Annotated in this window: 18 protein-coding genes and 1 riboswitch; of the genes, 7 read left to right on the top strand and 11 right to left on the bottom strand. The window is 63.1% G+C overall.

Annotated features, from left to right (window positions below; translation table 11 throughout):
- Positions 1–52: 52 nt before the first annotated feature.
- A complete protein-coding gene (locus AC1RTB_RS22130) occupies positions 53–862 on the bottom strand; it encodes a DeoR/GlpR family DNA-binding transcription regulator (protein ID WP_492881014.1) in 810 nt (269 codons plus the stop codon).
- A gap of 186 nt (positions 863–1,048) precedes the next feature.
- Here AC1RTB_RS22130 and AC1RTB_RS22125 point away from each other — a divergent pair, with 186 nt between their 5' ends.
- Both AC1RTB_RS22125 and rhaI read left to right on the top strand, forming a co-directional pair.
- Positions 1,049–3,151 carry a bifunctional rhamnulose-1-phosphate aldolase/short-chain dehydrogenase gene (locus AC1RTB_RS22125; protein WP_492881013.1) on the top strand — a complete coding sequence of 701 codons (2,103 nt, stop codon included), beginning with the start codon at positions 1,049–1,051 and terminating at the stop codon, positions 3,149–3,151.
- 173 nt (positions 3,152–3,324) lie between these two features.
- Positions 3,325–4,617, top strand: coding sequence for an L-rhamnose catabolism isomerase (gene rhaI / locus AC1RTB_RS22120; RefSeq protein WP_492881012.1), 1,293 nt, complete (start codon positions 3,325–3,327; stop codon positions 4,615–4,617).
- Here rhaI and AC1RTB_RS22115 read toward each other — a convergent pair.
- Both AC1RTB_RS22115 and cobD read right to left on the bottom strand, forming a co-directional pair.
- Positions 4,614–5,117: a tyrosine phosphatase family protein gene (locus AC1RTB_RS22115; protein ID WP_492881011.1), complete on the bottom strand. Its 504-nt coding sequence runs from the start codon at positions 5,115–5,117 to the stop codon at positions 4,614–4,616. The genes rhaI and AC1RTB_RS22115 overlap by 4 nt on opposite strands.
- Positions 5,114–6,169, bottom strand: a complete 1,056-nt coding sequence (gene cobD, locus AC1RTB_RS22110; RefSeq protein ID WP_492881010.1) for a threonine-phosphate decarboxylase CobD — start codon at positions 6,167–6,169, stop codon at positions 5,114–5,116. Before cobD ends, AC1RTB_RS22115 begins: the two co-directional genes overlap by 4 nt.
- Here cobD and cbiB point away from each other — a divergent pair.
- The gene (gene cbiB / locus AC1RTB_RS22105; protein ID WP_492881009.1) at positions 6,168–7,133 is read left to right on the top strand and encodes an adenosylcobinamide-phosphate synthase CbiB; all 966 of its coding nucleotides are present in this window, start codon (positions 6,168–6,170) and stop codon (positions 7,131–7,133) included. The genes cobD and cbiB overlap by 2 nt on opposite strands.
- 12 nt (positions 7,134–7,145) lie before the next feature.
- On the opposite strand, the gene cobO is transcribed toward cbiB, so the two are convergent.
- The 5 genes from cobO to AC1RTB_RS22080 form a co-directional block, all read right to left on the bottom strand.
- Entirely contained in the window at positions 7,146–7,763 is a 618-nt protein-coding gene (cobO, locus tag AC1RTB_RS22100; protein ID WP_492881008.1) for a cob(I)yrinic acid a,c-diamide adenosyltransferase, read from the bottom strand.
- Position 7,764: 1 nt separating this feature from the next.
- Positions 7,765–8,274: a bifunctional adenosylcobinamide kinase/adenosylcobinamide-phosphate guanylyltransferase gene (gene cobU / locus AC1RTB_RS22095; protein WP_492881007.1), complete on the bottom strand. Its 510-nt coding sequence runs from the start codon at positions 8,272–8,274 to the stop codon at positions 7,765–7,767.
- Entirely contained in the window at positions 8,267–9,028 is a 762-nt protein-coding gene (locus AC1RTB_RS22090) for a CbtA family protein (RefSeq protein WP_492881006.1), read from the bottom strand. The genes cobU and AC1RTB_RS22090 overlap by 8 nt, the downstream gene beginning before the upstream one ends.
- Positions 9,029–9,044: 16 nt before the next feature.
- On the bottom strand, positions 9,045–9,221 hold the full coding sequence (locus AC1RTB_RS22085; protein WP_476788323.1) for a CbtB domain-containing protein: 177 nt from the start codon (positions 9,219–9,221) through the stop codon (positions 9,045–9,047).
- Positions 9,222–9,257: 36 nt separating this feature from the next.
- Positions 9,258–9,454: riboswitch (cobalamin riboswitch) on the bottom strand.
- Between the two features lie 67 nt (positions 9,455–9,521).
- On the bottom strand, positions 9,522–10,211 hold the full coding sequence (locus AC1RTB_RS22080; protein ID WP_492881005.1) for a gamma-glutamylcyclotransferase: 690 nt from the start codon (positions 10,209–10,211) through the stop codon (positions 9,522–9,524).
- A gap of 122 nt (positions 10,212–10,333) precedes the next feature.
- Between AC1RTB_RS22080 and AC1RTB_RS22075 the strand changes: the two genes are divergently transcribed.
- Both AC1RTB_RS22075 and AC1RTB_RS22070 read left to right on the top strand, forming a co-directional pair.
- Entirely contained in the window at positions 10,334–11,332 is a 999-nt protein-coding gene (locus AC1RTB_RS22075) for an acetyltransferase domain-containing protein (protein WP_492881004.1), read from the top strand.
- Positions 11,329–11,808 carry a methyltransferase family protein gene (locus AC1RTB_RS22070; protein ID WP_492881003.1) on the top strand — a complete coding sequence of 160 codons (480 nt, stop codon included), beginning with the start codon at positions 11,329–11,331 and terminating at the stop codon, positions 11,806–11,808. The genes AC1RTB_RS22075 and AC1RTB_RS22070 overlap by 4 nt, the downstream gene beginning before the upstream one ends.
- Before the next feature lie 7 nt (positions 11,809–11,815).
- On the opposite strand, the gene AC1RTB_RS22065 is transcribed toward AC1RTB_RS22070, so the two are convergent.
- The 3 genes from AC1RTB_RS22065 to AC1RTB_RS22055 all read right to left on the bottom strand — a co-directional run bounded on the left by AC1RTB_RS22065 (position 11,816) and on the right by AC1RTB_RS22055 (position 14,341).
- A complete protein-coding gene (locus tag AC1RTB_RS22065; protein ID WP_476783864.1) occupies positions 11,816–12,202 on the bottom strand; it encodes a MerR family transcriptional regulator in 387 nt (128 codons plus the stop codon).
- Between the two features lie 159 nt (positions 12,203–12,361).
- Positions 12,362–13,792, bottom strand: coding sequence for a magnesium transporter (mgtE, locus tag AC1RTB_RS22060; protein ID WP_492881002.1), 1,431 nt, complete (start codon positions 13,790–13,792; stop codon positions 12,362–12,364).
- A 126-nt stretch (positions 13,793–13,918) separates the two neighbouring features.
- Positions 13,919–14,341, bottom strand: coding sequence for a MerR family transcriptional regulator (locus AC1RTB_RS22055; protein ID WP_492881001.1), 423 nt, complete (start codon positions 14,339–14,341; stop codon positions 13,919–13,921).
- 73 nt (positions 14,342–14,414) lie between these two features.
- Between AC1RTB_RS22055 and AC1RTB_RS22050 the strand changes: the two genes are divergently transcribed.
- Both AC1RTB_RS22050 and AC1RTB_RS22045 read left to right on the top strand, forming a co-directional pair.
- Complete coding sequence (locus AC1RTB_RS22050; RefSeq protein WP_492881000.1) at positions 14,415–16,694, top strand: heavy metal translocating P-type ATPase; 2,280 nt, start codon at positions 14,415–14,417, stop codon at positions 16,692–16,694.
- A 188-nt stretch (positions 16,695–16,882) separates the two neighbouring features.
- Positions 16,883–17,383, top strand: a complete 501-nt coding sequence (locus AC1RTB_RS22045; protein WP_492880999.1) for a hypothetical protein — start codon at positions 16,883–16,885, stop codon at positions 17,381–17,383.
- Positions 17,384–17,445: the final 62 nt, after the last annotated feature.

Genomic DNA, 17,445 nt, shown 5'->3' with positions numbered 1-17,445 from the left:
CGTTTCCTCCCTAGAGCGTTGCATTCCATCAGCACTGCGGCGAGGCCATCCCTCATGCCTGCAGCGAAGATTCCTCGGTATTCCTCACCTGGCTTTTGGCGACGACCAGCGACACCCCGGCACTTTCCAGCATGGCGGCCTCGCGGTCCTCGATGTCCTCGTCGGTGATGACGGTGGTTATCCGCGCCAGTCCGCACAGGATCAGGCTCGAACGCTGCTTGAACTTCGAAGAGTCGACCAGAACGACAAGCTCATCGGCCTGGTCGATCAGCTTCTGTTCGGCCTGGATCAGCAGCGGATCACCTTCCATCAGGCCGAGCGGCCCAAGCCCCTGCGCGCCCATGAACATGCGCCGTGCATAAAAATTGCGCGTCACGTCATTGTCGAAGGGCGACAGGATGATGTTCTGCTCGCGATAGATCGTTCCGCCCGACAGCATCACCGTGTTCTTGGAATGCTTGAGCAGGTGCTCGGCGATCGGGAACGAATTGGTGAAGATCGGCATGCGCCGGTTGGTCAGGAAGTGCACCATCTGGAAGGTCGTGGTGCCGCCATTGATGATGATCGGCTCGCCATCCTTGCACAACTCCACGGCCTCGCGGGCAATCGCCCGCTTCTTGGAGGCGTTGAGCGTTTCGTTGACGCTGAAGGGGCGGCCGGCAAGGCCGACGAACTGCGGCGGGGTGATGGCCTCGGCGCCGCCGCGCACACGGCGCAGGCGCTTTTGGACATGCAGGGCTGCGATGTCGCGCCGGATCGTCGCCTCTGACGACGAGGTCAGGTCGACCAGTTCCTGTACCATCACCACAGGCTTTTCCTGGATGGCGGACAGAATGATCCGGTGGCGTTCTTTTTCGTGCATGGTTCCTCCCTGCATGGCCATTAACTCACCCCAACCGCGCAGTGTCAATCATTTCCAATCAAATATTTTCATTGTGCAGTGCATCATGATTGAACTTGATCGTTTCTGATTGACACGTCGCGGTCGGCCGTGTGATTTTGACGTCTATCACGCACTGCTGTCTCGTGTGCACCGGGAGGATCAGACATGTCAGAAACGCGCTCCAGCTCGCGCCTCGCCAATCTTTGGGACGACGCGAAAGCCGCCGTCATGAGCGAGCCGCAGCGCCTGCTCTATCGCTCCAATCTGCTCGGCTCCGACAAGCGCATCACAAATTTTGGCGGCGGCAACACCTCGGCCAAGGTCATGGAAAAGGACCCACTGACCGGCGGCATGGTCGAGGTGCTGTGGGTCAAGGGCTCCGGCGGCGATGTCGGCACGATCAAGCTCGATGGCTTCTCCACCCTCTACCAGGACAAGCTCAACGGCCTGAAGCAGCTCTATCGCGGCGTCGAATTCGAAGACGAGATGGTAGGTTACCTGCCCCATTGCACGTTCAATCTGAACCCTCGCGCGGCCTCCATCGACACGCCGCTGCATGCCTATGTGCCCAAGAAGCATGTCGACCACATGCACCCTGACGCGATCATCGCCATTGCCGCTTCGAAAAACAGCCGGGAGCTGACGAGGGATATATTTGGCGGCGAGATCGGCTGGCTGCCATGGAAGAAGCCCGGCTACGAATTGGGCCTGTGGCTGGAGAAGTTCTGTCAGGAAAACCCTGATGCCACGGGCGTCGTGCTCGAAAGCCACGGCCTGTTCACCTGGGGCGACACGGCCAAGGAAAGCTACGCAACCACCATCCGCATCATCAACCGCGCCATCGAGTGGTTTGAGCAAAACACCGCCGGCAAGACGATCTTCGGCGGCGTCGCTCGCCCCACGCTGTCGGCGCCAGAGCGGCGCGCCGTGGCTGCCAGGCTGATGCCGGCGATCCGCGGCCTGATCTCGGCATCGGAGCCAAAGGTCGGCCATTTCGACGACCAGAACGCGGTGCTGGAATTCGTTGGCTCAAACGAACTCGAAAGCTTAGCGGCTCTCGGCACCAGCTGCCCCGACCACTTCCTGCGCACCAAAATCCGCCCGCTGGTGGTCGATTTCGACCCAGCAAGGCCCGACATCGACAAGACACTGGCCGGCCTGACCGGCGCTGTCGAAGACTACCGCAAGGGCTACGCCGCCTATTACGAGCGCTGCAAGCGCGCCGACTCGCCCGCGATCCGCGACCCCAATGCGGTCGTCTATCTGGTGCCCGGCGTCGGCATGATCACCTTCGCCAAGGACAAGGCGACAGCGCGCATTTCAGGCGAGTTCTACGTCAACGCCATCAATGTCATGCGCGGCGCCTCGACGGTCTCGACCTATGTCGGCCTGCCCGAGCAGGAAGCTTTCGACATCGAATATTGGCTGCTCGAAGAGGCAAAGCTCCAGCGTATGCCCAAGCCGAAATCGCTGGCAGGCCGTATCGCGGTCGTCACTGGCGGCGCCGGCGGCATCGGCAAGGCGACGGCGGCGCGGCTGTTGCGCGAAGGCGCCTGCGTGGTGCTGGCCGATATCGACCAGACGGCCCTTGAGAGCGCCGAGCAAGAGCTATCCAAAGCATTCGGCAAGGATTTCGTCCGCCCCATCAGGATCGACGTGACCAGCGAAGAACAGGTCATATCAGGCTTCACGGATACGGCGATCGAGTTCGGTGGCATCGACATTTTGGTGTCCAATGCCGGCCTTGCCTCGTCCGCGCCGATCGAGGAGACGACGCTCGCTTTGTGGAACAAGAACATGGACATCCTGGCAACAGGCTATTTCCTTGTGTCGCGCGAAGCGTTCAAGCTGTTCCGCACCCAAAAGATCGGCGGCAACGTCGTCTTCGTCGCCTCCAAGAACGGCCTTGCCGCCTCACCCAACGCAGCCGCCTATTGCACCGCCAAGGCTGCCGAAATCCATCTCGCGCGCTGCCTGGCGCTGGAAGGTGCGGGCGAACAGATCCGCGTCAATGTGGTCAACCCGGACGCTGTGCTGCGCGGTTCGAAGATCTGGACCGGCGAGTGGAAGGAACAGCGCGCGGCGGCCTACAACATGTCGACCGACGAGCTGGAGGAGCACTACCGTTCGCGCTCGATGCTGAAGCGCTCGGTATTCCCGGAGGATATTGCCGAGGCGATCTATTTCTTCGCCTCCGACATGTCTGCCAAGTCGACCGGCAACATCATCAATGTCGACGCCGGCAACGCGCAGAGTTTTACGCGGTAGGACGAGGCGCTGCCCCTCATCCCCCTGCCGGGACCTTCTCCCCGTATAGTGACGGGGAGAAGGGGGCTGGCCGCAACGGCACCGCTTGTCTCCTTCTCCCCGCCTGCGGGGAGAAGGTCCCGGCAGGGGGATGAGGGGCAGCGCAAGTCGAAAAAACTTGGGAGGAATTTGCAGTGACCGAACAGATCATAGCGGCCGGGATCGTCGCAAAAGACAATGCCGCGCGTGAAACCAACCTCCGCCGCGACTACGACGCTTTGGGTGAGCAGCTGGAGCGGCGCGGCATCGAGATCGACGCCATCCGCGACAAGGTCCAGAATTTTGGCGTCGCGATCCCTTCCTGGGGTGTTGGCACCGGCGGCACACGTTTTGCCCGGTTTCCGGGCACTGGCGAGCCACGCGACATCTTCGACAAGATCGAGGACTGCGCCGTCATCAACGAATTGACCAAGGCGACACCGACAGTTTCGCTGCATATCCCCTGGGACAAGGCCGACGCCAACAGGCTGAAGCAGGCGGCGAGCCGCTTCGGCCTCGGCTTCGACGCGATGAACTCCAACACCTTCTCCGACGCCAAGGACCAGGCGCGTTCCTACAAATACGGATCGCTGTCGCACGCTGACGCCGGCACGCGAAAGCAGGCCATCGAGCACAATCTCGAATGCATCGAGATCGGCAAGACGCTAGGCTCCAAGGCGCTGACGGTGTGGATCGGCGACGGCTCGAATTTCCCCGGACAGGTCAATTTCGCCAAGGCCTTCGAGCGTTATCTTGATTCGATGCGCGAGATTTATGCCGCCTTGCCGGACGACTGGCGGCTGTTTTCCGAACACAAGATGTACGAGCCAGCCTTCTATTCGACGGTCGTGCAGGACTGGGGCACCAACTACATCATAGCAAAGGAATTGGGATCGAAGGCGTATTGCCTCGTCGACCTTGGCCACCACGCGCCCAACGTCAACATCGAGATGATCGTCTCCAGACTGATCCAGTTCAAGAAACTCGGCGGCTTCCATTTCAACGATTCGAAATATGGCGACGACGACCTCGACGCCGGCTCGATCGACCCGTACCGGCTGTTCCTGGTCTTCAATGAGCTTGTCGATGCCGAGTTGAACCAGGCCGACGGCTTCAACCCGGCGCACATGCTCGACCAGAGCCACAACGTCACCGACCCGATCGAGAGCCTGATGCTGTCGGCGGTAGAAGTGCAGCGCGCTTATGCGACAGCACTTCTTGTCGACCGCAAGGCGCTGGAAGGCTTTCAGGACACCAATGACGCACTGATGGCGACCCAGACGCTGAAGGCCGCCTACCGAACCGATGTCGAGCCGATCCTTGCCATGGCTCGACTCAAGTCAGGCGGCGCCATCGACCCAGTCGCCGCCTACCGCGCGGCGGGCTACCGCGCCAAGGTAGCTGCGGAGCGTCCGGCAGCCGTCGGCGGCAGCGGCGGTATCGTCTAAAGCTCCAGTCCGAAGGGCACACCTTCGAAACAATCGGCACCACGACCGATTGCGGCAATGGCCGCCACCATGCGGCCGTCGCGGCCCAAAATCTGGTCGGCGACGGCGATCAGCCTTGGATTGGGCGTCGCCGATGGCGACAGCCGGCGCAGCGTTGTCGCAAGCTCTGTCTCGTTACGTGACGGCGAGAATGCGGCAGCGATGATGTAGGCCGAGGCGGTCGAGCGGCTGACCCCGGCGTAGCAGTTGATCGCCAATGGCCGCGACCGGTCCCAGCTGCCCGCGAAATCCAGGATACGGCGTACATGCGCCTCGCCGGGAAGCGTCATGCCGTCCTGCTCGACTGAAATGTCGTGCATGTTCATCAAAAGGTGGTTTTCGGCGCGGATCGCCTCCGGGCGCGTCATCTCTGTGCCTGCCGACAGCAGCGAGATCAGCCGTTCGGCGCCGATACGCGCAACCGTCTCGTCGACCTTGGACAGCGGGCAGACATAGATCATCCGACCGCGCCCTTCATTTCTTGCCGGTCCTGCGCCCAGTCGCCAAGCGCCACATCGAGCCGCCGCCATTCCAATTCCGAGCCTGGCAGGCCGCAACGCAGCTGCGTCGGTCGATCAGCGAAGCTGCGCACCAGAATGCCTTCGCGGCCAAGTGCCTGGAACAGGCTGGCCGCATCCTCGATATCAACATGGCGGAACAGCGAGGTGCCACCGGTCACGATCACGCCGGCGCGGGCGAAAGCCTGATCGAGACGGTGCGCGGCCTTGGTCAATGTCGCCCGCATCTCGCGGTGCCAGTCGGAATCAGCCAGCGCCTTGGCACCATATTCCAGCGCCGGCACGGCCACCGACCAGGGGCCGAGTTCTTCTTCCAGCCGCCCTGATATGGTCTGACTTGAAATGGCAAAACCAAGCCTGATGCCGGCAAGCCCGAAGAACTTACCGAACGAGCGCAGCACAACGATGCCGCCCAGATCGACATCACCGGCAATGCTGTCGGCCAGCGGCCCGACATCCATGAAAGCCTCGTCGACAATCAGAAGCCCGCCTTTGGCGCGCAGCTTTTCGGCAAGACCGAGCAGGTCCGTGCGGGAGACAATGCGCCCATCGGGATTGTTCGGATTGACCACCACGGCAAGGTCGGCTTCGGCCAGACGCTCGAACTCGCGCACCTCGGCCACCTCATGCCCGGCAATCGCTGCGGCCCGCGCATGCTCCTGATAGGTCGGCCCGAGCACGAAGGCCCGACCGGGCCGCACCAGCGAAGCAATGCGTGGAAGAAGGATCTGCGTGCCCGGCGCGGGTACAACATTGGCCGCCGTCGGCGCGCCGTAAGCGGTTGCGGCTATTGCTGCCAGGTCGCGCGCACGGCCCGGCTCGGGCAGGCGCGACAAGGCTGTGGCAGGCAGCTCGAAAAGCGGATAGGAGTGCGGGTTGATCCCGGTCGACAAGTCGACGAACGGCTCGGGCGCTCCAGGAAACAGCGCCTTCGCCCGCTCCAGGCTGCCGCCGTGGTCGACCGTCCCAGTCCTTCGTCCATTAAGAAGCGTCATGTTCGTTCCGCTTGCCTTCCTGTCGCTTCTGTTTGAACTCGGTCTCGGTTATCCGGACCGGCTGGTGCGTGCCATCGGCCACCCGGTGATCTGGATCGGCAAGCTGATATCCTTTCTCGACACCAGCCTCAACCGCGCCACCGATACCGACGCCAGGCGCCGCTTTTTGGGCGTGGTTGCCCTCGCCGTCATCGTCGCCGTGCCGGCCGCGCTTGCCTTTACCGTCGAGCGCCTGTTCGGGCTTGTCCCTTTCGGCATACTTCTCACAGCAATCGCCGCCTCGAGCCTTGTCGCCCAGCGCAGCCTGGGCAGCCATGTCAAGGCGGTGGCCGACGCGCTCGACAGCGGCGGCATTATCGCCGGCCGCAAGGCAGTGTCGCAGATCGTCGGCCGCGACCCTGAAAGCCTCGACGAGGCTGGCGTCAGCCGCGCGGCCATCGAAAGCCTGGCCGAGAACTTCTCCGACGGCATCACCGCCCCTGCCTTCTGGCTCGCCGTCTTTGGCTTCGCCGGCGGTGCCGCCTACAAGGCCGCCAACACCGCCGATTCGATGATCGGCCACCGCACCAAGCGCCACGAAGCTTTCGGCTGGGCTGCCGCGCGGTTTGACGACCTGATCAACCTGCCTGCGTCGCGGCTGACCGCCCTGCTGATCGTGCTTGCCACCTTTCTCGTGCCTGGCACCGACCCGCACCGCGCGTGGCAGGCTGTCTGGCGCGACGCAAAAAAGCACCGCTCGCCCAATGCCGGCTGGCCCGAGGCTGCCATGGCCGGCGCGCTCGGCCTCGCCCTTGCCGGACCACGCGCCTATGGCGGCGTCATTGTCGACGACGCCTTCATGGGCGACGGTGGCCGGCGCGAAGCCAATGCCCAGGATATCCGTGCCGCCCTCCGGCTCTACTGGACGGCAGATGCGCTGATGGTCGGCGCTATGGGATTGATCGCCGTCATCTTCTGGCTTTAGGCCGCAGATCCCTCAGAACTCGATCCCCTTCTGCGCCTTCACCCCAGCCGCAAAATGGTGCTTGGTCGCGCCCATTTCGGTGACGAGATCGGCGGCCTCGACAAGGGCTGCCTTGGCGTTACGGCCGGTGACGACGACATGCAGGCCTTCGCGGCGCGCCGACAGCTTTGCCACCACGTCTTCGAGATCGAGATAATCGTAGCGCAACGCGATGTTGAGCTCGTCGAGTACGACCAGTGCGATGGAAGGATCGGCCAGCAACTCCTGCGCCTTGGCCCAGGCCGCTTCGGCCGCCGCTATGTCGCGCTTGATGTCCTGCGTTTCCCAGGTAAAGCCTTCGCCCATCGTGTGCCAGACGACGCGGTCGCCGAAAGCTGCGAACGCATCCTGCTCGCCCGAATGCCACGCGCCCTTGATGAACTGCACCACGCCGACACGATGGCCGTAGCCGAGCATGCGCAAGGCCAGCCCAAAGGCTGCCGTGGACTTGCCCTTGCCGGGACCGGTGTTGACGATCAGCAGGCCCTTTTCGACAATGGTCTTTTCCGCCACCTCGGCGTCCTGCACTGCCTTGCGCTTGGCCATCTTTGCGCGATGACGCTCGGCTTCGGTCTCGTTGATTTCCTTCATCTCATTTCACCTTCATCGGCAGGCCGGCGACCAAAAACAGCACCTCGTCGGCACCGGCTGCCACCATTTGATTGAGCCGTCCGGCTGCGTCGCGGAAACGGCGCGCCAGCGCATTGTCGGGAACGATGCCGAGCCCGACCTCGTTTGCAACGACAAACCACGGGCCGCGCGGCCGCGCCAACACTTCGGCAAGCCGCAAGCTTTCAGCCTCGACGTCATGCTCGGCCAGCATGTGATTGGTCAGCCACAGCGTCAGGCAATCGACAAGTACCGGCTCGCCGTCGACGACACCAGCGAGAACGCCAGCTAGGTCAAGCGGCGCATCAAGCGTCCGCCAGCCCTCGCCGCGCCTGGAGCGGTGGATATCGATGCGCTCGCGCATCTCGTCGTCATAGGCTTGCGCGGTGGCGATGTAAGTCCACGGCGCAGGAAATGTCGTGATCAGGCGTTCGGCATGCGCGCTCTTTCCAGAGCGCGCACCGCCTAGCAGAAATGTCAGCTTCTCAGGCAAAGCTGCCGCGCAATGCGCCCTGCGAACCCATGAAACGCTGCCGCACAGCCCCGGCGACAGCACCGAGCACCACCCAGAACACCAGATTGGTGATGGTCACGGCAACGACGAAACTGTGATGCAGGTCGGCTGGGATCGGCGAGTCGTGGCTTTCAGGCTGCGGCGCACCAATGATGTGCGGCGCAACGATCAGTGCCACACCGAGGATGGCGAGCGGCAGCGACTGCTTGAAAGCGATCAGCGCGAGGCCGGCCGCAGTGGCGACGACAGTGGAAATCCACCAGATCTGGCGGTCGCCAAGATCGGCAGCCGGCATGGCCGGCAGTTCCGGTGGCAAGCCCAGGCCGGGTGCGAGCGTAAAGACGGCGAAGCCGGCAAAACCCCAGAACACGCCCTGGCGCCAGTTGGCGATGCCGCCGGCGAACTCGGAAACCGCGACCAGGATCAGCGCGAAAGCGACGCCGCTGACGATGTTGGCCAGTGCCGAATAGGCGAAGCGCTCAAAGCCGTCGGCGGGCGCCCAGGCTTCAGCTTCCTCTTCAGCAGGTGCCACGGCTTGTGCCGCAGGTGCTGGCGCTGTGACCTCGGCACCAGCGGCCGGTGCCGCGGCATGGTCATGGCCGCCGGCGTTCTCATATGTTTCGGCCTTGAGGATCAGCGGAACGGTTGCATAGGTTTGGAGCGCGGCAAGGATCACGCCGGCCAATAGGCCGCTGATCGCCGCGATGAACACGACGTTGCGAAATACAGACATGGTTGGGGTGCCTTCGTTAGTGGCAGGGGAAAGCCATCGAGTGGCGATAGTCGTGGGCAGCGTTGTGCACCACGTCCATATGCGAGAACCCGAGGAAGCCAACAACGAAAAGGCCGAGCAGCGCCGCAAGCGCGAGCTGCATGGTGCGCGACTGCGAGGAAACGTCGGCGCCGATTGCAGAAACAGTAGTCATCTTAAAGTCCTTTCGCCCTCCACCCGAGGGCCTCGAGAAGTGTCCCTGTCGCCGGCAGGTCTCCTGGCTTGCGGATCGACACCCTTCCCCGCCTTCCCGAAGCAAGCTTCAGTGGCATTTGGGGAGAGCTAACCGCATACAGTTGCGGGGGCAGCCACGGCTTCGGACCTTCAACAGGCCCTTACCGCATTCCCTCTTGATTCCGTAACGGAACCGACGACGCCGCGACTATAGAAACAAATGCCTTGGGCGGCAAACCAAATTCCGACGCCGGGCGGTGCGAATGCGGCGTTTTGGCGATCAGGTCCGGGCCGCGATTCGTTCGGCCACCAGATGCTGCAGCCGCCACAGATGGCGGTCGTGGATGGCGCGCTGCTCGAGGTTCTTCACCACATTGTAGAGATAGTCCGCCGCTGAGCCCCAATGGCCGCAGGTCGTGGCCAGCCGCTCGACGACTTCGTCTTCGCCAAGAGCTCCGGCATAGGCGCGGCCGGCTCGATTGACGACGAAGGCAAGTGCGGTCAGCGGACCGTCATCTGTGGCAAGGGTCAGCCAGCGCGGCTTGTAGGTCGAAGGCTTCAGCGTCATCTCGCGGCGGTAGAGCTTGTCGAGCTGCGCGCGCCTGTCGCCGTCCATGAGCCTGAGCGCCACGCCCTTGCACTGGCCGCCGCGATCCATACCCATCATCAGGCCGGGCTGCTCTTTCGTTGCCCGCCAGCGATTCATACCGACGCAAAACGAACGATGCCAGCCGCGCGCCAGCGCCACCTTCTCTTCGGTATGCTCGACCTCAGGCTTCCAGATCAGCGAACCATAAGCAAACAGCCATAGCGGGCCGTTGTTGGGATGCGCCGAAAGCGTTTCATCGATCATCGCCTCGTAGTCGGCATCGTCGAGATGCACCGCATCGGGGTCTGGCCCGGCATCAGCCACGTCGCGATAGCAACGCGCCACCAGCTCTTCGGTCAGCGACATCATGCGTCCGGTCATTTGCGCCCCTTCAATTCCTTAACCCTGTGCATGACTGGCCACACTGCTCTCTACCGCCCCGCTTCAACCATGATAGTGCTGCAGGGGCGCTGCAACACCCGAAAACGCCGAAGCGAATGGCCATGACCATGCATCCGAGCACTGAACAAGTTCAAGCCCCCTCGCGGCGCGTGTCGGTCATCGACATCGCCCGTGGCATAGCCCTCGTCGCCATGGCGATCTACCACTTCGCCTGGGATCTCGAATTCTTCGGCTACGCCGATCCGGGCATGACCGCCTATGGCAACTGGAAGCTTTTCGCGCGCTGCATCGCATCGAGCTTCCTGTTCCTCGTCGGCGTCAGCCTGGTACTGGCCCATGCCAAGGGTATCCGCTGGCCCGGCTACTTCAGACGGCTGGCCATGGTGTCGGCGGCGGCGCTGGCGATCACGGTGGCGACCTGGTTCGCCATGCCCGACACTTTCATCTTCTTCGGCATCCTGCATCAGATCGCGCTCGCCAGCGTACTCGGCCTCGCCTTCTTGCGCCCGCCGGCACTGCTGACGCTGGTCATCGCCGCCCTGGTCATCGCCGCACCCAACTATCTGCGCTCTGACGCCTTCAACCACCCCGCGCTTTTGTGGATCGGCCTGTCGACAGTCAATCCGCGCTCCAACGATTTTGTGCCGCTGTTTCCCTGGTTTGGCGCCGTGCTGGCCGGCATCGGCGTTGCCGGCCTTGCGCTCAAAGCCGGCCTGTTTGAGAAACTGTCCCGCCTGCAACCCGGCGCCTGGTCGCGGCCGCTGAGCTTTTTCGGCCGCCACAGCCTTGCCTTTTACCTCATCCACCAGCCGGTGATGATTTCGCTGGTCTGGGTCTTCGCCCAAATTTTCCCGGCCCCTGTCGAAACGCGCGAGGTCACCTTCCTCAAATCGTGCCAGCGCTCGTGCGAGCAAAGCCGCGACACGGATTTCTGCTCGCGCTACTGTGTGTGCATGCTCGACGAGCTGCAAAAGGATGATTCGTTCGACCGCCTTTACGCGGCTGACCAGAGCCCGGCGCTCAAGGCGCATGTCGGGCAGACAGCCGGCATGTGCTCGACCAACACCGACAACCAGACGATACCAGGAGGAGCGCAATGACCGACCTCAACGCCGCCGCCCCCAGCAAGGTGCCGTGGCCGCCGATCGTCTATCTCCTGGCGATCGTTGTGGCTACAGCCCTCGGCCTGCTCTACCCCTTGCCATGGATCACCGAGCCGCTGTCGGACCTGCTTTACGCCGCCGGCTGGCTGGCGCTGGTCGGCGTCGTTGCGATCTACTACTCCGCCATGCAGACGCTGAAGCGCGCCAAGACCACGATCCGCCCCGACAGGCCCTCGGAGCATCTGGTCACCTCGGGCGCCTTTTCCTTCACCCGCAACCCGATCTACTTCGCCAACACGCTTTTGATGATCGCCATCGGCCTGATCACAGCCAGTGTCTGGTTCATCGTCCTTGCGGTGATCGCGGCCTACGCCACGCAAAAGCTCGCCATTGTGCCAGAGGAAAAGCACCTGCAGGCTCGTTTCGGCAAGAAATACATCGATTACAAGAAGAAGGTCCGGCGCTGGATCTGACCAGCGCTCAGGTGTTGACGCCGAGTTCGACCAGCCGTTCGACACAGGATTCCTCGGCCTGGTCGAGTTCGGCCAGCGTCTCCTCAAGGTCGCGCCGCTTCTGGCGCAGATCTTCGCGCTTTTCTTCGATGCGCTTGATCATCAGCTTGAGTTGACCGACTTCGCCGGGCGGTGCGCGATACATCTGGATGATCTCGCGGATCTCGTTGATCGAGAAACCAAGCCGCTTGCCGCGCATGATCTGGCGGATGAGCTGCCGATCAGACGGGCGGAACAGCCGGGTGCGGCCACGGCGGACAGGCTGCACCAGCCCCTCATCCTCATAAAAGCGCAGCGTCCGCGTAGAGATGTCGAATTCGCGGGTCAGTTCGGTGATCGAGTAGTATTCCCGCATCGTCTCTCCACCCCGCGGGCGTCGCCGCGCCGCCTTCAAATCATGCCGCGCTAGCCGAGGCGATCACGCCGGGCGACTGTAAACGCCGCGCAGCCAAAAGGACCCTTTTTGATCCCAAAGGAGTCTCGCACGCGACTTACGTAAAAGTCAATTGAACCCCTACCTCGCAGCCGCACCAAGATGCAGCCACCAGGTGGCAAGGCTGAGGAAGGCAAGGAAGCCAATGACGTCGGTGATCATCGTCGTGAAGATCGACGATGAGATCGCCGGGTCGGCACCGAATTTATCGAGCAACAGCGGGATCAGGATGCCACCGAGTGCCGCAGCCAGCATGTTGAGCACCATCGCGGCGGCGATGACGAAGCCCAGATCCGGGTTGTGAAACCACAGGCCTGCGACCAGGCCGAGGATGGTTGCGATGATCGCGCCATTGAGCAGGCCCACCATCACCTCACGGCGGATGACGCGGCCGGCATTGTAGATATCGAGGTCGCGGGTGGCGAGCGCGCGCACGGTCACCGTCATCGTCTGAGTGCCGGCATTGCCGCCGAGCGAAGCGACGATCGGCATCAGCGCGGCGAGCGCCACCATCTCCTCGATCGTCGCGCCGAACTGGCTGATGACCGATGCCGAGATGAAGGCGGTGCCAAGGTTGACGAGCAGCCATGGCACGCGCGAGCGCGATGTCGCAGCCACAGTGTCGGACAGCTCTTCGTCACCGACGCCGCCCATGCGCAGAAGATCTTCCTCGGCCTCCTGCTGGATGACGTCGACAACGTCGTCGATGGTCAGCACGCCGACGAGGCGCTCGTTTTCGTCAACGACGGCGGCGGAGAGCAGGTCGTATTGCTCGAATTCGCGTGCCGCCTCTTCCTGGTCCATCGTTGCCGGAATGGCGTGGCGCGTCTCGTGCATCACCTCTTCGATCTTGATCGCGCGCTTGGTGCGCAGGATCTGGTCGAGGTCGACGGCACCCAACAACTTGAAGCTCGGGTCGATGACAAAGACCTGGCTGAAACGGTCGGGCAAATCCTTGTCGTCGCGCAGATAGTCGATGGTCTGGCCAACGGTCCAGAACGGCGGCACCGCCACAAACTCGGTCTGCATGCGCCGACCGGCCGATTCCTCGGGATAGTCGAGCGAGCGGCGCAGCCTGATGCGTTCGGTGAACGGCAGTTGCGCCAGGATCTCGTTCTGGTCCTCGGTGTCGAGGTCTTCCAGAATGTAGACCGCGTCGTCCGAATCGAGTTCCTGGACGGCTTGCGCGATCTGCGCATTGGGCAGGTTGTCGACGATGTCGAGGCGAATCGCCTCGTCGACCTCGGTCAGCGCCGAAAAGTCGAAATCCGAGCCCATCAGCTCGACAAGCGCCAGCCGCTGCTCGGGCAGCAAGGCTTCCAGCAGATGGCCAAGTTCGGACTGGTGCAGGACGGAGACGTCGCGCTTCAGCGTCAGCGTATCGCGGTCGGCGATCGCCGCGCCGATATGGGCCAGGAACGAGGCAAGGATGACCCCGTCCTCGCCATAGATTTCGGCGCGGACAGCGTCAGCGGCGTCGGCGCCGTGCGTATGGTTGTGTCGGGCTTCCATCGGCGCCTCCCGCTTGCGGATTTCGGGATTCGAGGTGGGCTATCCCTAGCCCGCAAAGGGCCGGAATATCAAACGAAATACGGCTCGAAAGGCCGACGCGGCACAGCCAGTTTTTGCCTGTTTCAATCAGGCCACATGCTCGCTCACGCATTGCTTGTGGTCAGCCAGCACCTCGATGATGCGGCAGTCGCAAATACGGCCGTGACCGCATTCGTCGATCATGCGCGACAGCTCCCCGCGCAGGGCCTGAAGCCGCTCGATGCGCCGGTCGACTTCGCGCAAGTGCGACTTGGCGATGCTGTCGGCCTGATGGCACGAGGCCTGCGGCTCCTGCGACATGACCAGCAACTCGCGGATATGATCAACCTCGAAGCCCAGCTCGCGCGCATGGCGGATGAAATTGAGCCGGTCGATCTCGGCCTTGCCATAGCGGCGCTGGTTGCCTTCGGTGCGCGGCGGGGCGGCAATCAGCCCGATCTGTTCGTAGAAGCGGATCGTCGGCACTTTTACGCCCGTTCGCCGCGCCAGTTCGCCAATCGGCAGATTCATCGAAAAAAACCCCTTGATCCTCTAGTGGCTAGAGATTCTAGCATTGCTTCATATAGGATTGAAAGGACTCGAAATGAACGATGCCAGCCACGGCAAAACACGATTCCGCGTTGGCGGCATGGATTGCGCGTCTTGCGCGACAAAGATCGAAAACGCCATCAACCGCCTGCCCGGCATCACCGAGGTCGGCATCTCGGTTTCAGCCGGCACGATGACGGTTTCGCATCAGGGACCAGCGCCATCAGCCGAGATTTCGAAGCAGGTGAAGGCGCTCGGCTATTCCGTCGCCATGCTTGGCGCCGCGCGCACGACAGAGGTCCATGATCACAAGCATGGCCCGTCTTGCAGCCACGATCACGACCACAGCGGCCACGATCACAGCCATGGCGACCACGCCGGCCACGATCATGGCGACCATTCCGGACACAATCACGGCACGCCTGGGTCGAACGCTGCGGACGCCGGCCACGATCATTTCGGCCTCGACGACGGCCCGTGGTGGGCATCACGCAAGGCCAAACTGACCATCGCCTGTGGTTCCGCCCTCATTGCCGCCTATGCCATCGGCCAATTTCTGCCGCAGCTCGGCCATTGGGCATTTCTCGCGGCACTCGCTGTCGGTCTCGTGCCGGTGGCGCGGCGCGCTTACGCCGCCGCCATATCAGGCACGCCGTTCTCTATCGAAACGCTGATGACCATCGCGGCCATCGGCGCGGTGTTCATCGGCGCCACCGAAGAAGCGGCAATGGTCGTGCTCCTGTTCCTCGTCGGCGAAATGCTTGAGGGCGTGGCCGCGCGCCGTGCGCGCGCCAGCATACGCGGCCTGGCCGATCTGGTGCCCAAGACAGCGCTGGTCGAGGAAGCCGGGGCGACCCGCGAAATGCCAGCCGATGCGGTTCAGGTCGGCGCGATCATCCTGGTCAGGCCGGGCGACCGGGTTGCCGCCGATGGTACCATTGTCGAGGGCTCAAGCACGCTCGACGAAGCGCCGGTGACCGGCGAGAGCGTGCCAAAGTTGAAAACCACAGGCGATTCCGTCTTCGCCGGCACCATCAACACCGATGCGGTACTCAAGGTCCGCGTCACCGCGGCTGCCGCCGACAATACGATTGCGCGTGTCATCAAGCTTGTCGAGGAGGCACAGGAGAGCAAGGCACCCACAGAACGCTTCATCGACCGCTTCTCGCGTTACTACACGCCGATGGTGCTGGTCGTCGGCGCACTCGTCGCCATCCTGCCGCCGCTCGCCGCTGGCGGTTCGTGGGAGGAATGGATCTACAAGGGCCTCGCCATCCTGTTGATCGGCTGCCCCTGTGCGCTCGTCATCTCAACGCCTGCCGCAATTGCCGCCGGCCTTTCCGCCGGTGCCCGACGTGGCCTGCTGCTCAAGGGCGGCGCGGTACTCGAAGGCATGCGCCGGGTGACCACGGTTGCCCTCGACAAGACCGGCACGCTGACCGAGGGCAAGCCCAAGGTCACCGACATTGTTGGCGTTGGCCGTCCTGAAGCTAGAGTCCTGTCGCTGGCGGCAGCACTTGAAAGAGGCTCCAGCCATCCCCTGGCGCTCGCCATCCTCGGTCGTGCCAAGGCGGACGGCGTGGCAATCCCCTCGGCAAGTCTGGCCAAGGCAGTCGCCGGCAAGGGTGTCGCAGGCAATGTCGGCGGCGAGGACGTGTTCCTGGCCTCCCCGAGCGCTGCCGAAGAAATGGCCGGGCTGTCGGCCGACCTGAAGGAGCAGATCGCCGGCTTCAACGCCGACGGCAAGACCGTTTCGGTGCTGCTGGTCGACAACAAGGTCGCAGGCATCCTCGCCATGCGCGACGAGCCGCGCGCCGACGCCATCGAAGCCCTTGCGATCCTCAAGGCCGACGGCATCGCCACTGTCATGCTGACCGGCGACAACGAAGCCACCGCCAAAGCCATCGGCAGGGGCTTGGGCATTACCGTTCGCGCTGGCCTGATGCCCGACGACAAGCAGCGGATCGTGCGTGAACTGCAGCAGAAGGGCCAGGTTGTCGCCAAGGTCGGCGACGGCATCAACGACGCCCCGGCCCTTGCCGCGGCCGATTTCGGCATCGCCATGGGCGGCGGCACCGATGTGGCGCTGGAAACCGCAGACGCCGCGATCCTGCACGGCCGGGTCACCGACATCCCTGACATGATCGCGCTGTCGAAGTCGGTGATGGGCAACATCGCCCAGAACATCACCATCGCCCTTGGCCTCAAGGCGGTGTTCCTGGTGACGACCATCATCGGCCTGACCGGCCTGTGGCCGGCGATCCTGGCCGACACCGGCGCCACAGTGCTGGTCACAGCCAATGCCATGCGGCTGCTCGCCTGGCGCGGCCGCTGAGAAAAAGCCCTCCCAAGACCTGCCCAGAGCCGCTACGCGGCTCCGGGCAATCGCGTGCCCAGGCGTCATTTTTGGGCGGCTATTTCAGGGTATTTTTGACAACCTTGCCGCCACCCCATAAGTTCTCGGGAACCAGTCGTCGTCCGCTCCATTGATGGAGCAGGCCTTTCGAAAAGATCGGCAACAAGATGACCCCGGCAATCGTGGCTCTGCTTCTGGCAGTTTTCGCTTCCTCCGCAGCCGTTGCGGATGAGAAGGACTTTCTCGAAACTCTTTCCGGCAATTGGCATGGCTCGGGACAGGTCCGGCTGAAACCCGGCGCAATGCCGCTTGCCGTCTCCTGCAGTCTCGATTCCCACGCCGAGGGCGAAGCCATCAATCTGGATGGCGCCTGCCGCGCGAAAGTCATCTTCTCCCGGCGCATCGGTGTCGACCTGCGTGCGAACGGCACGCGCTATACCGGCTCATATGTCGGGTCGAGACGTGGCGCCGCTCGTCTTGTCGGTTCGCGCACTGGCGATACGCTCGACCTCCAGATCATATGGCCAGACAATGGCTCCGGCTCTCGCGTGGCAAACATGCGGCTGGCAAGCCTCGGTACCGGGCATATGCAGATCGTCACAGTCGAACCACATCCTCAGACCGGAGAACAGGTCGTGACCGCGAAAATCGAACTCACCCGGAACTAGCCTCGCGACTGATCTCCCCCGACCCCGCGCCAAAGCGCCCTGGCCTCGCCCACGATTCGTGC

The sequence above is a fragment of the Aminobacter sp. GW821-FHT11F06 genome (assembly GCF_058808215.1).
Note: the sequence above shows the minus strand (reverse complement) of the source record. Positions and strands in the feature narration are given on the sequence as shown.